19 protein-coding genes and 2 pseudogenes are annotated in these 20,945 nt (G+C 72.5%); 12 read left to right on the top strand and 9 right to left on the bottom strand.

What is annotated here, in order from left to right; translation table 11 throughout:
* The first annotated feature begins 41 nt into the window (after window positions 1–41).
* Together ACFRFC_RS18385 and ACFRFC_RS18380 are read left to right on the top strand one after the other, a co-directional pair.
* Window positions 42–971 carry a GNAT family N-acetyltransferase gene (locus ACFRFC_RS18385; RefSeq protein ID WP_382687993.1) on the top strand — a complete coding sequence of 310 codons (930 nt, stop codon included), beginning with the start codon at window positions 42–44 and terminating at the stop codon, window positions 969–971.
* A complete protein-coding gene (locus tag ACFRFC_RS18380; RefSeq protein ID WP_382687991.1) occupies window positions 968–1,507 on the top strand; it encodes a kinase in 540 nt (179 codons plus the stop codon). The genes ACFRFC_RS18385 and ACFRFC_RS18380 overlap by 4 nt, the downstream gene beginning before the upstream one ends.
* 28 nt (window positions 1,508–1,535) lie before the next feature.
* Here ACFRFC_RS18380 and ACFRFC_RS18375 read toward each other — a convergent pair whose 3' ends face one another.
* The 3 genes from ACFRFC_RS18375 to ACFRFC_RS18365 form a co-directional block, all read right to left on the bottom strand.
* Window positions 1,536–2,774 (bottom strand): MFS transporter, encoded by a 1,239-nt coding sequence (locus ACFRFC_RS18375; protein ID WP_382687988.1) that lies wholly within the window; start codon window positions 2,772–2,774, stop codon window positions 1,536–1,538.
* Window positions 2,775–2,945: 171 nt separating this feature from the next.
* Window positions 2,946–3,707, bottom strand: coding sequence for a hypothetical protein (locus ACFRFC_RS18370; RefSeq protein ID WP_382687985.1), 762 nt, complete (start codon window positions 3,705–3,707; stop codon window positions 2,946–2,948).
* Window positions 3,708–3,741: 34 nt separating this feature from the next.
* The gene (locus ACFRFC_RS18365) at window positions 3,742–4,347 is read right to left on the bottom strand and encodes a hypothetical protein (RefSeq protein ID WP_382687983.1); all 606 of its coding nucleotides are present in this window, start codon (window positions 4,345–4,347) and stop codon (window positions 3,742–3,744) included.
* 310 nt (window positions 4,348–4,657) lie between these two features.
* Here ACFRFC_RS18365 and ACFRFC_RS18360 point away from each other — a divergent pair, with 310 nt between their 5' ends.
* The 5 genes from ACFRFC_RS18360 (at window position 4,658) to tgmB (ending at window position 9,473) form a co-directional block, all read left to right on the top strand.
* Window positions 4,658–6,022: an FAD-dependent oxidoreductase gene (locus tag ACFRFC_RS18360; RefSeq protein ID WP_382687980.1), complete on the top strand. Its 1,365-nt coding sequence runs from the start codon at window positions 4,658–4,660 to the stop codon at window positions 6,020–6,022.
* A 369-nt stretch (window positions 6,023–6,391) separates the two neighbouring features.
* Window positions 6,392–7,492, top strand: coding sequence for a hypothetical protein (locus ACFRFC_RS18355; protein WP_382687977.1), 1,101 nt, complete (start codon window positions 6,392–6,394; stop codon window positions 7,490–7,492).
* 273 nt (window positions 7,493–7,765) lie between these two features.
* Window positions 7,766–8,056, top strand: coding sequence for a DUF1232 domain-containing protein (locus ACFRFC_RS18350; protein ID WP_382687975.1), 291 nt, complete (start codon window positions 7,766–7,768; stop codon window positions 8,054–8,056).
* Between the two features lie 226 nt (window positions 8,057–8,282).
* A complete protein-coding gene (gene tgmA, locus ACFRFC_RS18345) occupies window positions 8,283–8,474 on the top strand; it encodes a putative ATP-grasp-modified RiPP (RefSeq protein ID WP_382687973.1) in 192 nt (63 codons plus the stop codon).
* Between the two features lie 18 nt (window positions 8,475–8,492).
* Window positions 8,493–9,473: an ATP-grasp ribosomal peptide maturase gene (tgmB, locus tag ACFRFC_RS18340; RefSeq protein ID WP_382687971.1), complete on the top strand. Its 981-nt coding sequence runs from the start codon at window positions 8,493–8,495 to the stop codon at window positions 9,471–9,473.
* 109 nt (window positions 9,474–9,582) lie between these two features.
* Here the strand turns inward: tgmB and ACFRFC_RS18335 are convergent, their stop codons facing one another.
* A complete protein-coding gene (locus tag ACFRFC_RS18335; protein ID WP_382687969.1) occupies window positions 9,583–9,831 on the bottom strand; it encodes a DUF5133 domain-containing protein in 249 nt (82 codons plus the stop codon).
* 389 nt (window positions 9,832–10,220) lie between these two features.
* On the opposite strand from ACFRFC_RS18335, the pseudogene ACFRFC_RS18330 reads away from it, so the two are divergent.
* Window positions 10,221–11,110: pseudogene (locus ACFRFC_RS18330) on the top strand (Gfo/Idh/MocA family protein).
* 325 nt (window positions 11,111–11,435) lie between these two features.
* Here ACFRFC_RS18330 and ACFRFC_RS18325 read toward each other — a convergent pair.
* Window positions 11,436–11,756: pseudogene (locus ACFRFC_RS18325) on the bottom strand (hypothetical protein); the annotation flags it as partial.
* An 84-nt stretch (window positions 11,757–11,840) separates the two neighbouring features.
* Window positions 11,841–12,740, bottom strand: a complete 900-nt coding sequence (locus ACFRFC_RS18320; protein WP_382693008.1) for a GNAT family N-acetyltransferase — start codon at window positions 12,738–12,740, stop codon at window positions 11,841–11,843.
* A 426-nt stretch (window positions 12,741–13,166) separates the two neighbouring features.
* Between ACFRFC_RS18320 and ACFRFC_RS18315 the strand changes: the two genes are divergently transcribed.
* Window positions 13,167–13,373, top strand: coding sequence for a hypothetical protein (locus ACFRFC_RS18315; RefSeq protein WP_382693007.1), 207 nt, complete (start codon window positions 13,167–13,169; stop codon window positions 13,371–13,373).
* A 52-nt stretch (window positions 13,374–13,425) separates the two neighbouring features.
* Here ACFRFC_RS18315 and ACFRFC_RS18310 read toward each other — a convergent pair whose 3' ends face one another.
* The gene (locus ACFRFC_RS18310) at window positions 13,426–13,605 is read right to left on the bottom strand and encodes a hypothetical protein (RefSeq protein ID WP_382693005.1); all 180 of its coding nucleotides are present in this window, start codon (window positions 13,603–13,605) and stop codon (window positions 13,426–13,428) included.
* A 372-nt stretch (window positions 13,606–13,977) separates the two neighbouring features.
* On the opposite strand from ACFRFC_RS18310, the gene sthA reads away from it, so the two are divergent.
* From sthA to ACFRFC_RS18295, 3 genes are all read left to right on the top strand, one after another.
* The gene (gene sthA, locus ACFRFC_RS18305) at window positions 13,978–15,381 is read left to right on the top strand and encodes a Si-specific NAD(P)(+) transhydrogenase (protein WP_382693003.1); all 1,404 of its coding nucleotides are present in this window, start codon (window positions 13,978–13,980) and stop codon (window positions 15,379–15,381) included.
* 355 nt (window positions 15,382–15,736) lie between these two features.
* Complete coding sequence (locus ACFRFC_RS18300; protein ID WP_382693001.1) at window positions 15,737–17,212, top strand: APC family permease; 1,476 nt, start codon at window positions 15,737–15,739, stop codon at window positions 17,210–17,212.
* An 11-nt stretch (window positions 17,213–17,223) separates the two neighbouring features.
* Window positions 17,224–18,177: a hypothetical protein gene (locus tag ACFRFC_RS18295; protein WP_382693000.1), complete on the top strand. Its 954-nt coding sequence runs from the start codon at window positions 17,224–17,226 to the stop codon at window positions 18,175–18,177.
* An 8-nt stretch (window positions 18,178–18,185) separates the two neighbouring features.
* Here ACFRFC_RS18295 and prcB read toward each other — a convergent pair whose 3' ends face one another.
* Window positions 18,186–19,040 carry a proteasome subunit beta gene (gene prcB / locus ACFRFC_RS18290; RefSeq protein ID WP_382692999.1) on the bottom strand — a complete coding sequence of 285 codons (855 nt, stop codon included), beginning with the start codon at window positions 19,038–19,040 and terminating at the stop codon, window positions 18,186–18,188.
* Between the two features lie 84 nt (window positions 19,041–19,124).
* Window positions 19,125–20,093, bottom strand: coding sequence for a YbhN family protein (locus tag ACFRFC_RS18285; RefSeq protein WP_382692997.1), 969 nt, complete (start codon window positions 20,091–20,093; stop codon window positions 19,125–19,127).
* Window positions 20,094–20,945: the final 852 nt, after the last annotated feature.

The following is a 20,945-nucleotide window of genomic DNA, read 5'->3' as shown; positions in this document are numbered from 1 at the left end:
TTCCGTTGCGGCGAAGGACCCGGCCACGGAACCCTGACCGCATGCCCACCGCCACCTTTCGCCCCGCCACGTTCGCCGACGCGCCCGCCATCACGGACCTGCTCAATGAGATCGACCGGATCGAGATCGGCCGGCCGGAGACCGATCAGCACAGCGTCGAAGCGGATCTGCGGCATCCGGAGACCGACCTGACCCGGGACTCCTGGCTGGCGTTCGAGGAGGACCGGCTGGTGGCGTACGGGCTGGTGTGGGACGAGTCGGGCGGCGAGCGCGTCGACATGGAGCACTATGTGCTGCCCGACCACCAGGAGACCGGCGAGCGGCTGCTGATCGCCCTGGAGAGGCGGGCGCTGGAGCGGGCCCGGTCCCACGGCGCCGACCGGGCCGTGGTCCATCTCCAGCTCAATGTGCGGCCCACCACCGACCAGGCGCTGCTCAAGGAGCGGGGCTGGGGCACCGTACGGCGCTATCACGTGCTGACCCGCGCCCTGGACCCGGCGCGGGACCTGCCGCCCGAGCCGCCCGCCGGGGTGCGGGTGCGGCCCTGTCTGACCGAGGCGGACCGGGTGCTCGCCCATGCGCTGGACCAGCGGACGTTCGTCGACCACTTCGACTTCCAGCCACGGACGTACGAGCAGTGGCTGGCCGATCTGGACGCGGAGCGGCTGGACTGGTCCCTGGTCTGGATCCTGACGGTCGACGGCATCGGCGACGCCGGATTCCTGCTGACCCGCAACAACCTGACGACCATGGGCTGGATCAGCGGCATCGGGGTGGTCCGCGAGGCACGCGGGCGCGGCCTGGGCGGCTTCCTGCTGCACCACGCCTTCGGCACCCTCGCCGCCCTCGGCCGGGACCGGATCGGGCTGGGCGTCGACACCGCCAACGACACCGGGGCACCCGAGCTGTACAGCCGTAACGGAATGTCGCTGCACTACGCGGTCGACACCTGGGAGACCGTCCTGCGATGACCGGGACCGCCGGGGAAGGGCCCGCCCGGCTGGTGGTGCTGCGCGGCAACAGCGCGTCCGGGAAGAGTTCCGTCGCCGCAGGGTTGCGGGAGCGCTACGGGCGGGGCATCGCGCTGGTCGGGCAGGACGTGCTGCGCCGTGAGGTGCTGCGCGAGCGGGACATCCCCGGCGGCGCGAACATCGGCCTGATCGAGCTGACCGTGCGCCACGCGCTGGAGCACGGCTTCCATACGGTGCTCGAAGGCATCCTCTCCGTCGCGCACTACGGCGACATGCCGGCCCTGCTGCTGGCCGACCACCGCGACCGCAGCCACTGGTTCTATCTCGACGTGCCCTTCGAGGAGACCCTCGCCCGGCACGCCACCCAGCCGATCGCCGACGTCGTGGGCGCCGGGCAGCTGCGGGAGTGGTACCGCCCGCCCGATCTGCTGCCGGGCGGGGTGGAGACGGTCGTACCGGCGAGCAGTTCGCTGCCGGAGACGGTCGAGCTGGTGCTGCGGGCGTCGGGTCTGGCGGGGGCGTACCGGAGCGAGTGACGGGGGTCAGGCGGAGCGAGTGACGGGGTCAGGCGGGGCGGGCTGCGGTGGCCGGCTCGCGGTCGTGCCGGGGCAGCAGCAGCGGGGTCAGCAGGAGCAGCAGTCCGGCCAGGGCGAGGGCGGCGCGGATGCCGACGAGGGCGGCCAGCAGGCCCCAGAGCGCGGTGGTGGCGGCGATGCCCGCCTTGGTGGTGACCGACCAGGCGGACAGGGTACGGGCGACCTTGTCGGGCGGCGTCAGCTCCAGGCGGCGGGTGGCGAGGACCGGGGTGAAGACGCCCATGCAGGTGATCAGGGCGAGTTCGACGGCCATGACGAGCAGCAGTCCGGCGGTGCCGGGCCCGACGAAGGCCAGGCCGATCGGCCAGCAGACGCGCAGGGTCCCGGCGGTCAGCAGCACCCGGTGCCGCCCGTGGCGTTCCACCAGCGGCCGGGACAGGCGGGAGCCCAGCAGCCCGCCCAGACAGGGCGCGGCGAAGGCCAGGGCGTAGGCCCACGGGGCGAATCCGAGCGGGCCGAGCATCAGGACGGCGAGCAGCGGTGCGCCCGCCATGATCAGCCCGTTCACGACGACGGAGTTCAGCAGCAGCGGGCGCAGCACGGGGTGGGCGAGGAGATGGCGCCAGCCGTCGAGCAGTTCGGCGGGGTGTGGCCCGCCGGTCCGGGTGGCGGCGGGCGCGGGTTCCGGGCCGGGGATCGCGCGGATGCCCAGCGCGGACAGCAGATAGCTCGCGGCGTCGGCGGCGACGGTCGCCATCGGCCCGAGCAGCCCGACCGCCGCCCCGCCCAGTGGCGGCCCGATCATGGTGGCCGTCCAGGCGGTGGACTCGAACCGTCCGTTGGCGGTCAGCAGGTCCTCGGGCGCGACCAGGGCTTTGAGGCAGGCGCCGGCGGCCGCGGCGAAGGCGATGTCGGCCGCGGCGACCACCACCGATATCACCAGCAGTTGTGTGAAGGTCAGCAGCCCGAGCGCGAAGGCCGCCGGCACGGTCAGCAGGGCCGCGGCCCGCGCCACGTCCATGCCGATCATCACCGGCCGCTTGGGGCGGAACTCCACCCAGGGCCCCAGCGGCACGGCGAGCACCGCCCCGACCGCCGCGCCCGTCGCCGCGAGCGCCGCGACCTGGGACGGCCCGGCGTGCAGGACCAGGATCGCGATCGTCGGAAACGCGTCGAAGGCCAGCCGCGTACCGAAGGCGCTGATGGCGTACGCCGCCCACAGCCGCCCGAACGCCGGTCCCAGCGACCGCCGTGATCCCCCGCCCACGTATCCGCCCCGCCTCTGTCTGCTTCGTCCGCCGCCGCGCGATCTCACGGACGCGTTCACCCCTGCTCCGGCAGACCATCCAAACGAGCCGCCCGCCCTCGCACAAACAACCGCCGGGCCGGGCCCACAACCGCGCGTTGTGAACCGAGCCCGGCGGGGGAGGACGTCGGATCAGAACGGCGTGGAGAGAAGTTCCCGCAGGGGCTGCGCGGAGTCCGTGCCGGTGTGGCCGAAGGGGGCGTCGAAGCTCCACACCAGGAAGAGCAGGAAGACGACGAGCGCGCTGAAGGCGCTGGCGAGGACCAACTCCCGTGTGGAGCGTCTGATCTGGAGGGTGAAGAGCAGTCCGAGGATGACCGCTCCCCCGGCCACCAGCCCGAACCACACCACGCCGGGCAGGGTGGTCCCGGCGCTGTCCAGCCGTTCGTGCCGGGCCACGTCGGCGGCGGCCACCTCGTCCAGCAGGGGCTGGTATGCCTGTGCCTGGAGTTCGTCGGCGGGCGTGCGGTGGGCGAGGTCGGCCCGGATCCGGCTGAGGAGTTCGGCGCCGGTGGGGCCCGGTTCCTCGTCGCGCTCCATGGCGGCCCACTCGGCGGTGACGGCGTGCCGGGCGTAGGCGTCGATCCGCTCGCGCACCTGGCTGCGGAACTCGGCCGGATAGACGTCCAGCCGCTGATCGATCTCGTAGAGCGCCTGCGCCTCACGCCGTACGGTGTCCTCGGCCGCGCCGCGTGCCTCCCATACGCCCGCGATGGCGAGGCCGAGCACGATCGCGTACACCACGCCGACCATCATGACCATGTACTCCAGGACGTCCGGCGTCTCGGAGGTGTCCTCGTCGGCGGCCACCCGCCGATGCCTCATCGAGGTGGCCGCGACGACGAACGCGCAGACCAGGACGGCGGCAAGGGTGTAGATCAGCCATTCCGGCACAGGGGGGCTCCAGGAGGGGTCGCTCGGGGGTGGGTCAGCCGCGGCGGCGGCGCGATCCGGGGCGCAGGGCCGCCGCGGCGAGGATGGCGGGCACGGTGACGACGGTCGTGGTGGTCACGACGGACAGTCCGCCGGGGACGCGGCGGTCGCCGGCCGGGGGGCGGTAGCGGTTCCGGGGCACCCACCGGAAGCCGTCGTCCGGGGTGCCGGGGGTGGTGTCGGGCGGGGTGGTGGCCGCCTGCGGTGGGGGCGCGGGTCGGTCCGGTGCCGGGGCGGGGCGGTCCGGCGCGGGGGGCGGTGGGGGTGTTCGCGGGGGTGCGGCGGGCGGTGCCGGTGCTCCGGGTGCGGCGGCGGGCGCGGCGGGGGTCGCCTGGGCGGAACGTTCCGCCGGTGCCGTACGGGGTGGCGGCGGCGCCTCCGGCCGCGGCGGCGTACGGACCTCGGGGGTACGTCCTTCGGGCGTCTCGGGGGGTTCGGGCGCCGGCGCCTCGGCGCCGATCTCGACCCAGACGTCCGGCGTGCACACCACCACACGCGCCGCACCGGTCTCGGCGTCAGCCGTCACGGCCGCTCCGGTGCCGGGTGACAGCGGGCACATCGCGGCGACCGCTCCAAGTCCGACGGTGATCCAGCCGGCCACCGACCGTGCCTCCGTTCCGGGTTCGCGTGACAGCGTCCGGGGCGCCGAATTCCGGTGCCCCGAACGGAATGAACGATCATCCTGATCAATGAACGATCACCCTGATCACTGGTCACGCCCGGCCGGGCCCCGCTCCCGGCCGCCGCACGGAGGGCACAGAGAGGCCGCAGGTAGGTCATATAACCTGGTGAAGGAGAGGTCATAAGGTCGCCTTATGAGTCCATAGACCGGACCCGCGTACCAACTTAGGCTTGCCTTAGTTTAGGCTTCCCGTTCGAGTCGCCCATCATCGCTCGAAGGGAACCTGATCATGCCCCGCCCCTTGCGGGTAGCCATCGTCGGAGCCGGTCCCGCCGGTATCTACGCCGCCGATGCACTGCTCAAGTCCGACGTGGCCACCGAGCCCGGTGTGTCCATCGACATCTTCGAGCGCATGCCGGCCCCGTTCGGACTGATCCGCTACGGCGTCGCCCCCGACCACCCCCGGATCAAGGGCATCATCACCGCCCTGCACCAGGTGCTGGACAAACCGCAGATCCGGCTCTTCGGCAATGTCGAGTACCCGACCGACATCAGCCTGGACGACCTGCGCTCGTTCTACGACGGCGTGATCTTCTCGACCGGCGCGATGGCCGACCGCGCGCTGTCCGTCCCGGGGGCGGACCTGGACGGCTCCTACGGCGCCGCGGACTTCGTGTCCTGGTACGACGGACACCCGGACGTGCCGCGCACCTGGCCGCTGGAGGCGGAGAAGGTCGCCGTGCTCGGCGTCGGCAACGTGGCGCTGGACATCGCCCGCGTGCTGGCCAAGACCGGGGACGAACTGCTGCCGACCGAGATCCCGGCCAATGTGTACGAGGGCCTGAAGGCCAACAAGGCGCTGGAGGTGCACGTCTTCGGGCGGCGCGGCCCCGCGCAGGCCAAGTTCAGCCCGATGGAGCTGCGGGAGCTGGACCACTCCCCCACCATCGAGGTCATCGTCGACCCCGAGGACATCGACTACGACGCGGGCTCGATCGAGACCCGGCGCGGCAACAAGCAGGCCGACATGGTCGCCAAGACCCTGGAGAACTGGGCGATCCGCGACGTCGGCGACCGGCCGCACAAACTCTTCCTGCACTTCTTCGAGTCCCCCACGGAGATCCTCGGCGCGGACGGCAAGGTCGTCGGCCTGCGCACCGAGCGCACCGCCCTCGACGGCACCGGCAACGTCAAGGGCACCGGCGAGTTCAAGGACTGGGACGTCAGCGCGGTCTACCGGGCGGTCGGCTACCTCTCCGACAAGCTGCCCAAGCTGCCCTGGGACATCGACTCGGGCACCGTCCCCGACGCCGGCGGCCGGGTCATCGAGGAGAGCGGGGCGCATCTGCGGTCGGTGTACGTCACGGGCTGGATCCGGCGCGGCCCGGTCGGCCTGATCGGGCACACCAAGGGCGACGCCAACGAGACGGTCGCCAACCTGCTCGACGACCACGCCCATGACCGGCTGCACACCCCGTCGGCGCCGGAGCCGGAGGCCGTGTCCGACTTCCTCGCCGGGCGCGAGGTCCGCTTCACCACGTGGGAGGGCTGGCACCGGCTCGACGCCGCCGAGAAGGCGCTGGGCGAGCCGCAGGGCCGCGAGCGGGTGAAGATCGTCGAGCGGGAGGACATGCTCCGGGAGAGCGGCGCCTGATCCCGCCCGGGTTCCCTCGGTACTTGATCCCGCACGGGTCCCCTGTTTCCCCGCGCGCGGCGGACGGAAGGCCACGCGACGGACCGAAGGCGAGCGGAACCGCCCCAATGCGGATGGAGGGCGGTTCCGCTCGCCCCCGTGATTGTGGTGAGACGGTACGTCCGGGGCCACGGGTGCGCGACGGTCACCTGTGGCGCGGGAAGCGCGCCCCGTACGCGCCGCGCACTCCCCGTGTGCGGCGCGCGGTGTGTTCCTGATCACTCCGGGCGGGCATTCCCGCATACCAGGGCCGGTTCCGGTCGATGTTTCACAAGGAGTGCGGCGATACTGGCTGATCGCACTGCTTGGCCCCTTCTGACCGATGGACACATGCCCAGTTCCTCCTCGATCTCCCCGACCGTGTGGCTGGCCCGCGGTCGGTACGCCGGCTCCGGCGCGGCGGACGTCCTGCGGCGCACCCTGCGCCTGCGCAAGGACTCCGGCGCCCTGGACGACTTCTACGAACTGCCCGAGTCCGAGACCGGCGGCGGCCCGCTCGTCGTCGAGGCCCGCTGGCGGGTGGACGGGCCCGTCACCGTCCGGTCCCGGCTCACCCTCGACGACACCGGCCGGTGGACGCTGGTGGCCGAGGCCGAGGCCGCCTGGGAGCTGCACTGGCCCTCCCCCGCGACCCTGTTCTGGCCGGAGGACGACGACTCCTGGGCCCATGAGTCCGGTACGGAACTGCGGCTGCGGAGGATCAATCCGCTGCCGTCGGAGGAGCGCGACCTGCGGCAGGTGCTCAAGGCCGCCGCGCACGACCCCTGGACGATCCATGTCGTCGTCCACGAGGCGATGACCGTCGACGAGCGCGGCCTCAGACCCCTGGCCGCCGTGCTGCCGCCCGCGCTGCGGCACCGGGTGGTCGAGCATCGCGCGGCGCCGCAGCAGCTCAGGCCCGTGAACTGGGCGCTGCGCGAGGCCGGTGTGGAGGTGCCGCGCGGCGGCGCCGTCCTGCTGCCGGGCGTCCCCGCCCCGCCCGGGTACACCGCCGAGGGCTTCACCGTGCGCTCGGTGTTCCTCGACGGCTCACAGCCGGTGGAGCTGATCAGCACGGTGACCCGGTTCGCCGCGCTGTTCCGCTGGCTGCCCGACGGCGCCGAGCCGCTGCTGACCGCCCTGCGCGACGACTGGCGGCTGCTCACCACGGAGGAGGAGCTGGACCGCGAGCGGCGGCTGGTGGCGATGTACGTGGAGGCGCTGGAGGCGATGACCACCTCCCGCGATCTGTACCGGGAGGCCGCCGACTCCGCCCATGAGGCGCTGGCCGCCTACCGCGAGACCTACGGCGACCTGTCCGGGCCTGCGCGGCCCGCCGAAGCGGCGCCGTCCCCGCTGCGCCAGCTGACCCAGACCTTCGGCCGGCTCCGGCTCCCCGGCCGCCGCACGGACCCCGGCGCCGGCGCCAGTACCGATGGCGTGTCCCCCTGAGCGAACCTCGGGGGACACGCCCGCGTGGCACACAGGCCCTTCTTAACGAGACGGAACAAGATGAGCGGCGACAAGACACTCTCTTGACCCGGAACAAAGGCTTCCGCCTACGGCCTCTCATGTGACTTGTGCCGCGAAGCAGCAATATGACCCGCGTTTGCGGGAATTCATGGAGTGCGAACGCATTGCGGCGTGGGGATCGAGCAGGGCCGAGTAGGGCCTAGTGAGACCGACTGGGATCGAGTGGGACCGAACCTGATCGAGGGGGACCCTGTGGAGACGACCACCGTGGTGCTCATCGCCGTCGTCCTGGTGTTCGCCGCGCTGGCGCTGGCCGCCGCCGTGGGACTCCTGGTGCGGCTGGTGCGGGCGCGGCGGGGGTTGCGCCGGGCGGGGCTCCCGACCGGTCCACGCTGGGTCTTCTGGGGCGCGGTCCTGTATTTCGTACTCCCCGCCGACCTGTTGCCCGATCCCGTGTACCTCGATGACATCGGTGTCCTCCTGCTCGCCCTGCGCACCATGCGGGGGCGGGCGGAGGTCGCCCGGCCGGGCGATCCCGTCTGAGATCCGGACCACACAGCAACCACACAAGTCGTCCACGGATCAACCGATTGGCCCTCCCGACCGTCTCAGGTTCAGAGCGGCTCAACTCGCCTGTGACTACGGAGTGTAAGGAAACCATTCACCCGTTCGATTCGTATAAGTGCATGGGGCCCAGAAGATCCATGGGCGAAGCAATGACGCGGCCTGCCGACAGCTTGCTCGGAGCGGCACCGACGAGGGAGAGACGATGCAACCGTTCACGCTCAACTACGCACGGCCGGCTGCGGAGTTGGACGTCACCACTCCGTACGCCTACGACTCCGGACAGCAGTTGAACGTACTCGTGGATGGCCGGATCGCCGCCTCAGATCTGGCACTGCTCAGAGAATTGGGGACGACGACCTCCACCGCGGGTTCCAAGACGCACTTCGACGACTGACCCACGGACCCTAGACAGATGACCGTGCTGATCCTGACCTCCGAGCAGGATGTGACGGCCGACATGGTGGTCGTCCATCTCAACGCCTCGGGGGTGCCCGTGGTGCGCATCGACCCCGCCGACCTGACCGGCGGGGTGGCCCTCTCGGGCGAATATGTGCACGGCGCCTTCCGCGGGCACGTGTGGTCCGCGGGACGGCTGGTGAGCATGGACGGGCTCAGATCCATCTGGGTACGCAGGCCGGGCACCCCGGCCACCCGGGTGCCCGAGCCCTCCGAGTGGCTGACCGAGGAGTCCGCGCAGGCGCTGTACGGCATGCTGCGCTCGCTGGACGCGCGCTGGATGAACCATCCGGACGCGGCCCGCCGGGCCCGGCACAAGCCGTGGCAGCTGCGGCTCGCCCAGCGCACCGGGCTGCCCGTGCCCGCCACCCTGATCACCACGTTCCCGCAGGCCGCCCGCGATTTCGCGGACCGGTTCCCGGATCTGGTGGTCAAACCGGTCTCGGGCGCCCATCCGCAGGAGCCGCCGCGCGCGGTGCCGACCAGCCGGGTGGCGCCCGGCACCGACTTCGCCGCCGTGGCCTACGGGCCGACCCTGCTGCAACGGCGGGTCACCAAGCGGGCGGACATCCGGCTGACCGTGGTGGGCGAGCGGATGCTGGCGGCCCGCAATCCCACCGCGCCCGACGCCGACCCGGACGACGTCGACGTCCGGTTCGCCCCGTCCACCGGGCCCTGGCAGGAGACCCGGGTGCCACCGCGCATCGCCGACGGCGTCCGCGCGTATCTGAGGGAGGCGGAACTGTCGTACGGCGCCTTCGATTTCGCGGAGGACGGGGACGGCACCTGGTGGTTCCTGGAGTGCAATCAATCCGGGCAGTTCGGCTTCGTGGAGGTGGACACGGGACAGCCCATCGCCCGCACCATCGCCGAATGGCTGGCGCGTCCGGCGCGCTTCCCGCAGCAGGTGCGGGGTGCGGACACCCGGGTGCGCTGATCCCACCACCCGCCGGGCGGCCGACGGCCCTGTCCTGCCGTCGGCCCCGGCCCCATGATCTTCCGTCATGCCTTCCTGTGTGCCTTCTTGCCTGTCTTCTTGCCTGCCGTCATACGGCGATCGGTACGGCGTCGCCCCCCGCGGGGGCCCGGCGTGCGCCCGGCACCGCCGACAGCAGCACATCCGCCCTGGCGATGGCCTCCGGCACCTCGGAGGTGTCCATCAGTTCGCACAGCAGTCGGCTCACGTCCGTCAACTCCCGGGTCACGGCGAGTCGTTCCCGCTCCGACTGGGCGATGCGCAGCGCCGCATAGCGGGTCAGCAGCTCTCTGACGGCCTTCGGATCCGGCACCGTCACGAGACGTCCTCTCTCTCGAACCCTGAGATCTCTTGAATCTCCCGGGCCTGTTGGGTGTATCTGATCAGTCAATTCTGTCTGGTTCTGTCGAGGCTGTCTGGTCTGTCGGGACTGTCTGGTCCGTCGGATTTCCTGAATCTCTTCTGAGATCTCTTGGATCTCTCGGAAAAAATCTCGGGTCTCGCAGGTTTGTGCTGCGTATGCCCGGATGGTGGCGAAGCATTCGTCCCGCGGGGTGTGTGCCGCCTCATTGGCCGAATACCGCCTCGGCCGCCGCCGCTGAGAAACGGAATCGGGCTGCGCAGATCGGCCGTCCGTGTGACACGCTCCCCCTGGCCGCGGACCCGGCCGTTCGGGGCCCGGCACATCGGCACAGGAGAGGCGGCAGTATGCGCATCGGACTGCTCGGAACCGGCCCGTGGGCCCAGCTGGCCCACGCGCCCGCGCTCGACGAGCACCGCGGGCTGGACTTCGTCGGCGTATGGGGCAGGCGCCCGGACGCCACGAAGGAACTGGCCGGCCGGCACGGGGTACGGGCCTACGACGAGGTGGACACGCTCCTCGCCGACGTGGACGCCGTCGCCGTGGCCCTGCCGCCCGGGGTGCAGGCCGAGCTGGCGGTGCGGGCCGCGCGGGCGGGCCGTCATCTGCTGCTGGACAAGCCGCTCGCGGCGACCGTGGCCGAGGCGCGGGCGGTGGCGGAGGCGGCGCGCGAGGCCCGGGTGGCGTCCGTGATCTTCTTCACGGCGCGGTTCCAGACCGAGACCGAGGCGTGGATCGCCGAACAGGCCGCCACGGAGGGCTGGTTCACCGCGCGGGCCCAGTGGCTCGGGTCCGTGTTCACCTCCGGCGACAGCCCGTTCGCCGCGTCGGCGTGGCGGCGGGAGAAGGGCGCCCTGTGGGACGTGGGACCGCACGCCCTGTCCGTGCTGCTGCCGGTGCTCGGCGACGCCCTGCGGGTGGCCGCCGCCGCGCACGGCCCCGGTGACACCGTGCACCTCGTCCTCGACCACGCGGGCGGCGCGTCGAGCACCCTCACGCTGAGCCTCACGGCACCGCCCGCCGCCGGGGGCACCGAAGTGGAATGCGGGGCGCGGCCGGGGTGGCCCGGCTCCCCACCGGCTCCGAGGGCGCGGTCCCACCCCTGCTCCGGGCCGCCGACGCCCTGATCCTGGCCGCCGGGAGCGGACGCCCGCATCCCTGCGACGCCGCGTTCGGTGTGCGGGTTACGGAGATCCTGGCGGAGGCGGAGGGGCTGCTGGGCGAGCCGGTGGGGTAGCCGGGGGGCGGGAGGGGCGGTGGTCGCCGGGGGGCGTTTCCGGGATAGGGCGGTGGTCGCCGGTCAGCAGTAGTTCCCCCGGGCAGCGTTCGCCGGGGGTTCAGCGGTCGCCGGGAGCGCGGGCGGCGTCGAGAGCGGCGTCCGGGGCGGGTCTGCCGCCCGGGGTGCTGGTGTCGGCGGCTTCGACAGCACCACCCCTTCGCGCCGCACCGCCCTCCTTCTCCACGGCACCACCCACGCCAACCCCCGCACCCCCGCTCCCCACATCCCCCGCCGCAACATCCCCCACCACGTCGACCACCTCGACCTCCTCCACGGGCTCCCCCTCGAACGGCTCGTCGCTCCAGCGGAACCACGCCCGCTCCCCCTCGATGTGCAGCAGAAACTCCGGGACCGGTCCGTCCGGCGAGGACAACGTCACCCGGCGGGTGATCTCGTCGTACGCCGTCTCCCAGGCCGCCCACTTCGCGTCGTCGTCCCGTCGGGTCAGCGCCAGCTCCCGGGCGAACAGCTCGCGCACGTCCTCGTACGCCGGGCCCGGGGTGAAGCTGCCCGACAGCCAGGGGAAGTCGGCGTCCTGGATGAGGATCTCCCCGATGTCGCCCGCGCCGCAGCGCACCCGCCAGACCTCGCCCAGGAACCCCACGCCGGCCTCCCCTTCACTCCGCTGATCCTGTTCGCCCAGCATGGCACCCGGCACTGACAACGCGGTCCGGGCCTGCCGTCCGGGTCAGGCTTCCCTGGGCGGCGCGTAGTTCACGCGTTCCTTGGTCACCGGGTAGCCGGCCCTGCGGAAGTTCGCGGCCATGGGGCGGTTCCCCCGGTCCGTGGCCGCCGCGATGAACTCGGCGCCGCGTTCGGCGAGGAAGTGCGTGCACTCGGCGAGCAGGTCGTAGGCGTAGCCGTGGCCGCGCCGCTCGGGCAGTACGCCGATGAAACCGACGCAGGGCCCGGAGGGATTGTGGCCCGGGATGTGGATGCCGACCGGTTCGCCCTCGCGGGTGTGGGCGACCTGCCACCACGCGCGCGGGGACGGCAGCCAGTGGAAGAAGTCGAGTTCCTCCTGAGCGGCCCGGGCGACCCCGCCGTCCTCCTCGATGATCCGCCGGGCATGGGCGTCCAGCGTGCCCGTGTGGATGCGGCGCAGGGCGTCGAGGAAGACGGTGTCATCGGGTTCGGGGCGGAAGACCAGCCGGCCGGGGCGCTCGGGCAGGCCGTGGTCCGGGGTCCAGCGGTAGAGATGGCGGTCGGCCAGGAACGCGTACCCCGCGGCCCGGGCGGCATCGAAGCGGACCTGGGCCGCCGCGTGCAGGGCCGGGTCGGTACGCCAGCCGCTGGGCAGGGTCAGTTCCAGCTCGACCTGCCAGGGCGCGGTGCGCAGCAGCTCGGCGCCGGCCGCGGCCTCGCCCTCGGCGACATCGAACCAGTTCACATTGACCGGCTCGGTGTCCTCGGGGCCGCCCCACCAGGCGCCCCGGGCAACCACCCGGCCGTCGCGCAGGGCGACCCGCTTCCATTCCGGGCGGTGCACGGTGCGGCGGTGGGTGTCGGCGGCGCCGAGCGGGTCGGGCAGGGCGTCGAAGAGAGAGGTGTGCCGGGCGTCGAGCGTACGGATGACCGGATCGGTCATGAAGATCCTCCGGGAGGGCTGTGCTGCGATGCGCGCTCCCGGTCCGGATCATCCGGATCAGATGTCGGCCGCCGTGGCAACGGGGCGGGAGCGCTGTGGTCGGGAGAACGGCACGGCACTCACCTCCTTCGTCGGTCGTCGGCGTGCCCGCACAAGATAGCGAGCGGCTCGCACACCCGGCCACCGTATTTCGACACCGACGACCGACGAAGGACACCGACGCCGCCCCCGTCCCCCCGGTTTCCCCGGTTTCCCCGGGAAACCGTCTCCCGGGATGCACGCCGGCCCGGGGCGTTGAATGGTGATAGTGCACCGGATTTCCGAATCGCACCCACCGTCCGCTCCCGGCGCGCGTCCCGTCCGCCCCGGGTCCACACCCCGTCGGCCCCGGGTCCGCGTCCCCCCTGGACCGGAGGAACAGTCATCATGTCCGCACCCGAGCCCGAAGCGTCCCGGCCCCCGCAGGACCGCGCCACCCCCGACCGCCTGCTGCACGCCCGTACCGGCACCGATGTCTCCCCGGAGGACCTGGTCCTGGCCTCCGGCAAGGACGTCACCCCGCACACCCTGGAGTGGGCCGAGCGCAAGCTCGCCCTGGAGGGCACCGCCGCGCTGGACAAACTGCTGCCCTGACCCCGCTCACCAGTGGCGAGGCGGTTCACGGGGTCGCGATCGCCTCGGTGGGTCAGGCCCGCCGGCGCCGGTCCGCGAGGGCGACGGTGAGGGTGGTGACCGCGAGCAGGGCCCAGGCCGCCCACATCACCGGAATCACCGTCGGCTGCATCCCGGCGACGACGGTGGTCGCGGTGAGCGCCAGGAGGCTCATGGGCGTGGCGATGGTGAGGGCCTTGACGGCTGGGTGCATGACGTCTCTTCCGGTGCGGAGGGGGCGGGGCGAGGTGCCCGCCCGGCTGTCGGGACAGGTGATGCGCCGCACGCCTTGGCAGGCCGCCTCTCGGTGAGATCCGGCGCCCGTGTCGTCGGCGCACGGCACGATCATGCTCCCATTCCGGGCAAGCGGGTCGAATACGCGGGTTCCGCTCACGGCCCGCCCAGCGGCAGAACCCCCGGCCACCGCGCGGGCCCGGCACAGACGTCCCGGCACAGACGTCCCGGCACAGAGACCCTCCGCGCCCGGCCCCCTCACCACAGCCCCCTCGCCACAACCCCTCGCCATAACCCCCTCGTCCCCGGCCCGCCCTTCCCGTCACCCGTCCGTGCTGACAGACTCCGGAGGGTGCCCGACTTCGACATGCTTGTCATCGGTTCAGGTCCCGGCGGTCAGAAGGCCGCCATCGCCGCCGCCAAACTAGGCCGCCGGGTGGCCGTGGTCGATCTCCCCGACATGGTCGGCGGCGTCTCCATCCACACCGGCACCATCCCCTCCAAGACCCTGCGCGAGGCGGTGCTCTACCTCACCGGACTCACCCAGCGCGATCTGTACGGGCAGAGCTACCGGGTGAAGGACGACATCACCGTCGCCGATCTCACCGCCCGCACCCAGCACGTCGTCAGCCGCGAGGTGGACGTCATCCGCAGCCAGCTCGCCCGCAACCACGTCGCCCTGTACGCCGGTACGGGACGGTTCGTCGACCCGCACACCGTCGCGCTGCGCGAGGTCAACGGGCACGAGCGGCTGCTGAGCGCCGAACACATCGTCATCGCGACCGGCACCCGGCCCGCGCGCCCGGACAGCGTCGAGTTCGACGGCCGTACGATCATGGACTCCGACAATGTGCTGGCCCTGGAGCGGGTGCCACGGTCCATGGTGATCGTGGGTGCGGGTGTAATCGGGATGGAATACGCCAGTATGTTCGCCGCGCTCGGCAGCAAGATCACGGTGGTGGAGCGGCGGGCCGGGATGCTCGACATGTGTGATGTCGAGGTCGTGGAGTCGCTCAAGTACCACCTGCGGGATCTCGCCGTGACCTTCCGGTTCGGGGAGACCGTGGCGGCCGTCGAGCGGCATCCGCGCGGCACGCTGACCGTGCTGGAGAGCGGCAAGAAGATTCCGGCGGACGCGGTGATGTACTCCGCCGGACGGCAGGGCATGACCGACGACCTCGCGCTCGACAAGGCGGGCCTCGCGGCGGACCGGCGCGGCCGGATCACGGTGGACGAGCACTACCGCACCGAGGTGCCGCACATCTACGCCGTCGGCGATGTCATCGGTTTCCCGGCGCTGGCGGCGACCTCGATGGAGCAGGGGCGGGCGGCGGCGTACCACGCGTTCGGGGAGCCGGTCAGGCGGATGCTGGAGCTTCAGCCGATCGGGATCTACACCATCCCGGAGATCAGTTTCGTCGGCCGGACCGAGGACCAGCTGACGGAGGACTCCGTGCCGTTCGAGGTGGGGGTCTCGCGCTACCGGGAGCTGGCGCGCGGGCAGATCATCGGGGACTCGCACGGCGTGCTGAAGCTGCTGGTGTCGCCGCAGGACCGCACCCTGCTCGGGGTGCACTGCTTCGGGTCGGGCGCGACCGAGCTGATCCATATCGGCCAGTCGGTGATGGGGTGCGGCGGCACCGTCGACTATCTGGTGGACGCCGTCTTCAACTACCCGACGCTCGCCGAGTCCTACAAGGTGGCCGCCCTGGACGCCACGAACAAACTCCGCCAGCTCGACCGCATAGCCGACTGAACCGGCCGCCCCCGGCACCTGGCGTGAGCCGGATCGGCCGGTGGCCCCAACGGGCCCGAGCGGGGGCCAACACCCCCACCGGGCACCGGAATTCAACCCTCCGCAAGGGGCGTACCGGACCGACGCACATTACCAGTACATCCCGCTCGAAAGCCCGGCGCCTGGGGCTATCATCACTCGGACACACGGCGTGACCGGCTGTCCACACGGCGGCAGGACACACCCCCGCCACGCCCTTCGCCGCCCCGACCCCAGAGGCCAACCCTCCCCGGTTGACGGCGGGTTCACCCCCCACCCCCCTACGCCGTCGGGGCCTGGTCGCCCTTGCGTCGTGCAAGTCGGAAAGCAGCGCTTCATGAGCAACAGCAGCGGCAGAGGGTTGCAGCCCGGCGCCCTCGGCCTGTTCGACACCGTGGTGATGGCCATCGCCGGCAGCGCACCGGCGTACTCCCTGGCCGCGACCACGGCGGTGCTGGTCGGAGCGGTCGGACTCGCCGGCCCGGCCACGTTGCTGTACTGCGCGATCCCGATGCTGGGCATCGCGCTCGCCTTCAGTCACCTCAGCAGGATCGACGTCAACGCGGGCGCGAGCTACTCCTGGGTGGGCCGTACGCTCCATCCGTTCCTGGGCTTCATCAGCGGCTGGGCGCTGGTGGTGTCGGCGACCCTCTTCATGGTGGCCGGTTCGCTGCCCGCCGGGGCGATGACGCTCGCGCTGTTCGACGAGTCCCTCGCCGAGAACACCGCGCTGGCCACGGCGGTCGGCGCGGGCTGGTTCCTCGCCATGCTGCTGGTGGTGCTGGGCGGCGCCCGGCTGACCGTACGGGCGCAGCTGCTGATGTCCGGGGTGGAGCTGGTCATCCTGGCGCTGTTCCTGGTGCTGGCGCTCTTCCACACCGACGACGCCCGGCCCTTCGACTGGTCCTGGCTGGGTTTCGGGCACTTCGACGGGACGGCCGGGTTCGCGGCGGGCGCGCTGGTGGCGGCGTTCTACTACTGGGGCTGGGACGTCACCAGCAATCTCAGCGAGGAGACCCGCGACAGCCGCCGCACCACCGGGCTGGCCGGGATCATCGGTCTGGGCGTGGTGTTCCTGCTGTTCGAGGCGTTCACCATCACGGTGAACATCGTGCTGACCGACCGGCAGATCGCCGAGAACGGGGCCAATGTCCTGGGCGTCCTGGGTGCCGAGATCTGGCCGGGGCCGGGTGGGAAGCTGCTGATCGTCGCGGTGATGCTGTCCACCATCGCCACCCTGGAGACCACGCTCATCCAGGTGACGCGCTCACTGTTCGCGATGGGCCGGGACCGTACGATGCCGGCCGCGCTGGGGCGGGTGCACCGGCGCTGGAACACGCCGTGGGTGGCGATCGTGGTGGTCGGCGCGGTGGCGCTGGCGCTGTTCATCGCGTCCAACGCACTGGGCTCGGTCGGCGAGATCCTCGGGTACGCGATCTCGGCGATGGGTCTCCAGATCGCCCTCTACTACGGGCTCGCGGGCCTCGCCGCGGTCGTCGCCTACCGCAAGACGCTGTTCAGGTCCTGGCGGCGGTTCGTGCTGGGCGGGGTGTGGCCGCTGTTCGGTTCGCTGTTCATGTTCTGGATCTTCTTCGAGTCGCTCGGTGAGCTGAGCGGCCCGGCGATCGGGATCGGCATCGGCGGACTGGCGGTCGGCCTGGTGCCGATGCTCTGGTACTGGAGGCGGGGCAGCGACTACTACCGGCCGGCCGCCCTCGACGCCACCCGGGCCGTCGAGACCGACTACCGCGTCCCCGACAGCCGCACGGCCGCCTCCTCCCGTGTCCATGAGGGTCTCCCCACCGACTTCTGAGCGAGATCCCGATGGCACGAGACCGCTTCACGCCCGGCTTCGACCCCGACTGCGGGGACGCCGAACTCACCGCGGCCCGCCATGACATCGTCATCGGACGCTGGCAGGGGCTGCGCGAACTGCTGCGCGAGACCGGCCCCGACTGGGCCGTGCGCGGCCACCGGGTACGGCTGCTCGCGCAGGCCTGCACCGGCAGTTCCACGGTCGAGACCTGGCTGGCCGCCGAGCCCCGCTCCGCCGACGCGCTGGTGCTGCACGCGGCGACGGACACGGCCCGCGCCTTCGAGCTGGCCATCGCGGCGGGCCGGGGCGTGCCGATCGACCGGGCCAGGATCGACGCGGCGGTGCTGGCCAGTCTGTCGGCGGCGGACGCCTACCCCGAGGACCCCACCCCCTGGATCTCCCTGATCTCGGTGGCCCGGCTCTACCCCAGCGGGGTGCGCCGCCGGGAACTGGCCCGCTGGTGGGACGAGTTGCACCGCCGCGACCCGTACAGCGTCGAGGGGCATCTCCAGGTGCTGCACTACTACTCGTCCCGCTGGCACGGCACCCATGGACTGATGTACGACTTCGCCCGTGACGCGGCAGGCGTGGCCCCGCCGGGCTGCGCGCTCCCGGTCCTGATCCAGTACGCCCGCGTCGAGGAGTACCGCTCCGCCCTGGACGCCGCGCAGGGGCAGCACTCGGCGATCGGACTCGCCCAGCACTGGGACCACGACGGCGCGGTCAGCGACGTACGCCGCACCTGGCAGCGCTGGATCCTGGGCCGCACCGAGAACACCGTCGCCCCCAGCGAACTGCGCGACCTCAACTACCTCGCCCACGCGGCCTGCCACGCCGGTACGCCGGAGATCGCGGTGGCCCTGCTGCGCATGATGGGGCGCCGGGCGACCCGTACCCCCTGGTCGTACACGGGCGACCCGCCCGCCGAGATCGTGAAGTGGCGCAACCATCTGCGCCTGTGACGGCGGGGCTAGGGGTGGGCGGTCGGGCCGTCCGGGTGGCGGTGGCGCTGGTCGACCATCGCACGGCTCAGCTCGGCCGTCTCGTCCTGCGGGAGCCGTTCGAAGCCGTCCTCGGTGATCAGGGAGACGACCGGGTAGATACGGCGGTGGAGGTCCGGGCCGCCGGTCGCCGAGTCGTCGTCCGCCGCGTCGAACAGGGCGTGCAGCGCGGCCAGCACCGCCTCACGCCGGGACAGTCCGGGCCGGAACAGCTTCTTCAGCGCGCCGCGCGCATAGGGCGACCCGGAGCCCTCGGCGTAGAAGTCCGTCTTCTCGTAGACGCCCCCGGCGACGTCGAAACCGAAGATCCGGCCCCGCCGCGCGGCCGGTGCCCGGACGTCGTAGCCCGCGAGCAGCGGGACCACGGCGAGGCCCTGCATGGCCTGGGCCAGGTTCTGCCGGAGCAGGCCGGACAGCCGGGTCGCCTTGGCGTCCAGGGTCATCGGGAGGCCCTCGACCTTCTCGAAGTGGGCCAGCTCGACCTGGTACAGCTTCACCATGTCGGCGGCGAGCCCGACGGTTCCGGCGAAGGCGATCGCCGTGTGGTCGTCGGCCGGGTGCACCTTCTCCAGGTCGCGCTGGGCGATGACATGGCCCATGGTGGCCCGGCGGTCACCGGCGACCAGCACGCCGTCGGCGTAGGCGAGCGCCAGTACGGTCGTGCCGTGCGGGAAGGTACCGGGCGCGGCGCGGACGCCGTCGGGGAAGGGCGGGCGGGTCGGCAGCAGTGCGGGCCGGTGCGCGGCCAGGAACGCGGTGAACGACGACGACCCCGGGGTGAAGAACGCGTCCCCGAGCCGGCCCTCGCGGTCCATCGGCCTCATCTGACTCCCCCTCCGAGTACGGACGACAGTCGACTCCTACCAGACGAGGGCGGACAGGAAACCCGCCGGGCCGTACCCCGGCTCTCACAGTGCCTTGCGCCGGACCAGCACCCCCAGCGTCACCAGGCCCGGGATCAGCGGCAGCCACACTGTCAGCAGCCGGTAGCCCAGGACCGCCGACGCGGCGAGCGCGCCCGGCGCCCCGGCCAGCGTGAGGGCGAAGATCAGCGCCGCGTCCAGCGAGCCCAGGCCCCCGGGGGTCGGCAGCAGCGCGGCGGCGGAGCTGGCGGCGAGGTAGAGCAGCGCCACCCGCTCCGGGGGCAGCGGCAGTTCGACGGCCCGCGTGACGGCGATCAGCACCAGCGCGTGCAGCGCCACGAAGGCCAGCGAGCCGCCCCACAGCGCCGCCGCCCGCTGCGGCCTGGCGTGCACGGCCCGGATGTCGGCGGCGACCGCCGCGAGCACCCGGCGGCAGCGCGCCCACAGCGGGGTGAACGGCACGGCCGCCACCAGCGCCGCCACCCCGAGCACCGCCGCGACGGCCACGCGGGGGAGGTGCGGCAGCCGCAGCATGCCGGGACACACGGGGGCGAGTACGGCGATCAGCGCGCCTCGTCCCACACCACCCGCCGTCGCCTTGACGGCCAGGGCGGTCGCCGAGCGGGTGACGGGCAGGCCGCAGCGCATCAGGAAGCGCAGGTTCACCGCGCCCGCGCCGAGCCCGGCGGGCAGCACATGGCCCGCGGCCGAGGCGGCGAACTGGGTGGCCACCAGCCGCCCCGTGGGCAGGCTCTGCGGCACCGCGCCCTGCTGGGCGAGCGCCGAGCACATCCAGGTCGCCACGGTGGCACTCGCCCCGACCAGCAGCCAGCCCTGGTCGGCGACCGCGAGCCGGACCGCCCCGCGCTCCAGCGTCGGCCAGTGCCGCCAGGCCACCCACACCGCCACGCCGACCACGACAAGACTGAGCCCGCTGTGCCAGCGCAGGCGACGCCGGGTGCGGCGCAGGCGACGCCGGGTGCGGGGGGAGGCGACGCCGGGCTCGGGGGTCATCGGGTGGCTCGGGTGGAGTGGGGGGCGCGGATCGCTGGCGCTGCGCGGATCACTGGGGCTGCGGCGACGGCTGGGGCTGTGCAGATCAATCTGGTCGCGGCGACGGCTGGCGCCATGTCGACCGCTGGGACCACGCCGACCGCAGGGGCCGGACCGACGGCTAGGGCCATGTCGACCGCTGGGGCCGCGCCGACCGCTGGCGCCGGACCAACAGCTGGCGCCACGCCGACCGCTGGGGCCGGACCGACCGCTGGCGCCGAACCGACCGCTGGCGCCAGGTAGGGCCTTGGCGCCACACCGACCGCAGGGGCCACCTGGGGCCCTGGCGCCACGCCGGCCAACCGCGTCAGACCGACCGACCGCGCCGGACCGAGCAACCACTCCGGACCGAGCAACCACGCCGGGCCGCGTGCCTCCGGCCGTCGGGCCACCGGCAAGGAGCCACGCGCCTCAGGCCCTCCGGCCGACGGCACCGAGCCGCCCGGCAGCGGCGCTTCGAACACCGGCGCCGAGTCACCCGGCAGCGGCTCTCCGAGCACCGGCACCGAGCGGCCCGCCGGTGACCCGTCGGCCCGCGGTGCCGACCCTCCGGGCCGGGTCCCGGCGGCGGACGCCACCGGTGCGATCGGGCCCGGCCGCGCCGGACGTAAGGGCGCGGCGCGAGTGGTGGTGGGGTCGGCCATCGTCGCCTCGCCTCCACCCTGCTCGCCGGGGCCCGGATACCCCGTCAGGCGGCGGAAATCCGGGAAAACAAGCAAAAACTAACCCACCCCGGCGGCTCGCGCAGATCCCGGTACGGCCAACCGCCTCACCTCGCTCACTCCTCGGACCAGGGACAGGTTCGCTGCCGGG

The sequence above is a fragment of the Streptomyces sp. NPDC056734 genome (assembly GCF_042790455.1).
Taxonomy (GTDB): domain Bacteria; phylum Actinomycetota; class Actinomycetes; order Streptomycetales; family Streptomycetaceae; genus Streptomyces.
This window is presented reverse-complemented; position numbering and strand designations above follow the sequence as displayed.

Coding starts and splice junctions, on each gene's coding strand:
- ACFRFC_RS18385 (WP_382687993.1), top strand. CDS start 42: ATGCCCACCGCCACCTTTCGCCCCGCCACGTTCGCCGACGCGCCCGCC.
- ACFRFC_RS18380 (WP_382687991.1), top strand. CDS start 968: ATGACCGGGACCGCCGGGGAAGGGCCCGCCCGGCTGGTGGTGCTGCGC.
- ACFRFC_RS18360 (WP_382687980.1), top strand. CDS start 4,658: ATGCCCCGCCCCTTGCGGGTAGCCATCGTCGGAGCCGGTCCCGCCGGT.
- ACFRFC_RS18355 (WP_382687977.1), top strand. CDS start 6,392: ATGCCCAGTTCCTCCTCGATCTCCCCGACCGTGTGGCTGGCCCGCGGT.
- tgmA (WP_382687973.1), top strand. CDS start 8,283: ATGCAACCGTTCACGCTCAACTACGCACGGCCGGCTGCGGAGTTGGAC.
- tgmB (WP_382687971.1), top strand. CDS start 8,493: ATGACCGTGCTGATCCTGACCTCCGAGCAGGATGTGACGGCCGACATG.
- ACFRFC_RS18320 (WP_382693008.1), bottom strand. CDS start 12,740: ATGACCGATCCGGTCATCCGTACGCTCGACGCCCGGCACACCTCTCTC.
- ACFRFC_RS18315 (WP_382693007.1), top strand. CDS start 13,167: ATGTCCGCACCCGAGCCCGAAGCGTCCCGGCCCCCGCAGGACCGCGCC.
- ACFRFC_RS18310 (WP_382693005.1), bottom strand. CDS start 13,605: ATGCACCCAGCCGTCAAGGCCCTCACCATCGCCACGCCCATGAGCCTC.
- ACFRFC_RS18300 (WP_382693001.1), top strand. CDS start 15,737: ATGAGCAACAGCAGCGGCAGAGGGTTGCAGCCCGGCGCCCTCGGCCTG.
- ACFRFC_RS18295 (WP_382693000.1), top strand. CDS start 17,224: ATGGCACGAGACCGCTTCACGCCCGGCTTCGACCCCGACTGCGGGGAC.
- prcB (WP_382692999.1), bottom strand. CDS start 19,040: ATGAGGCCGATGGACCGCGAGGGCCGGCTCGGGGACGCGTTCTTCACC.
- ACFRFC_RS18285 (WP_382692997.1), bottom strand. CDS start 20,093: ATGACCCCCGAGCCCGGCGTCGCCTCCCCCCGCACCCGGCGTCGCCTG.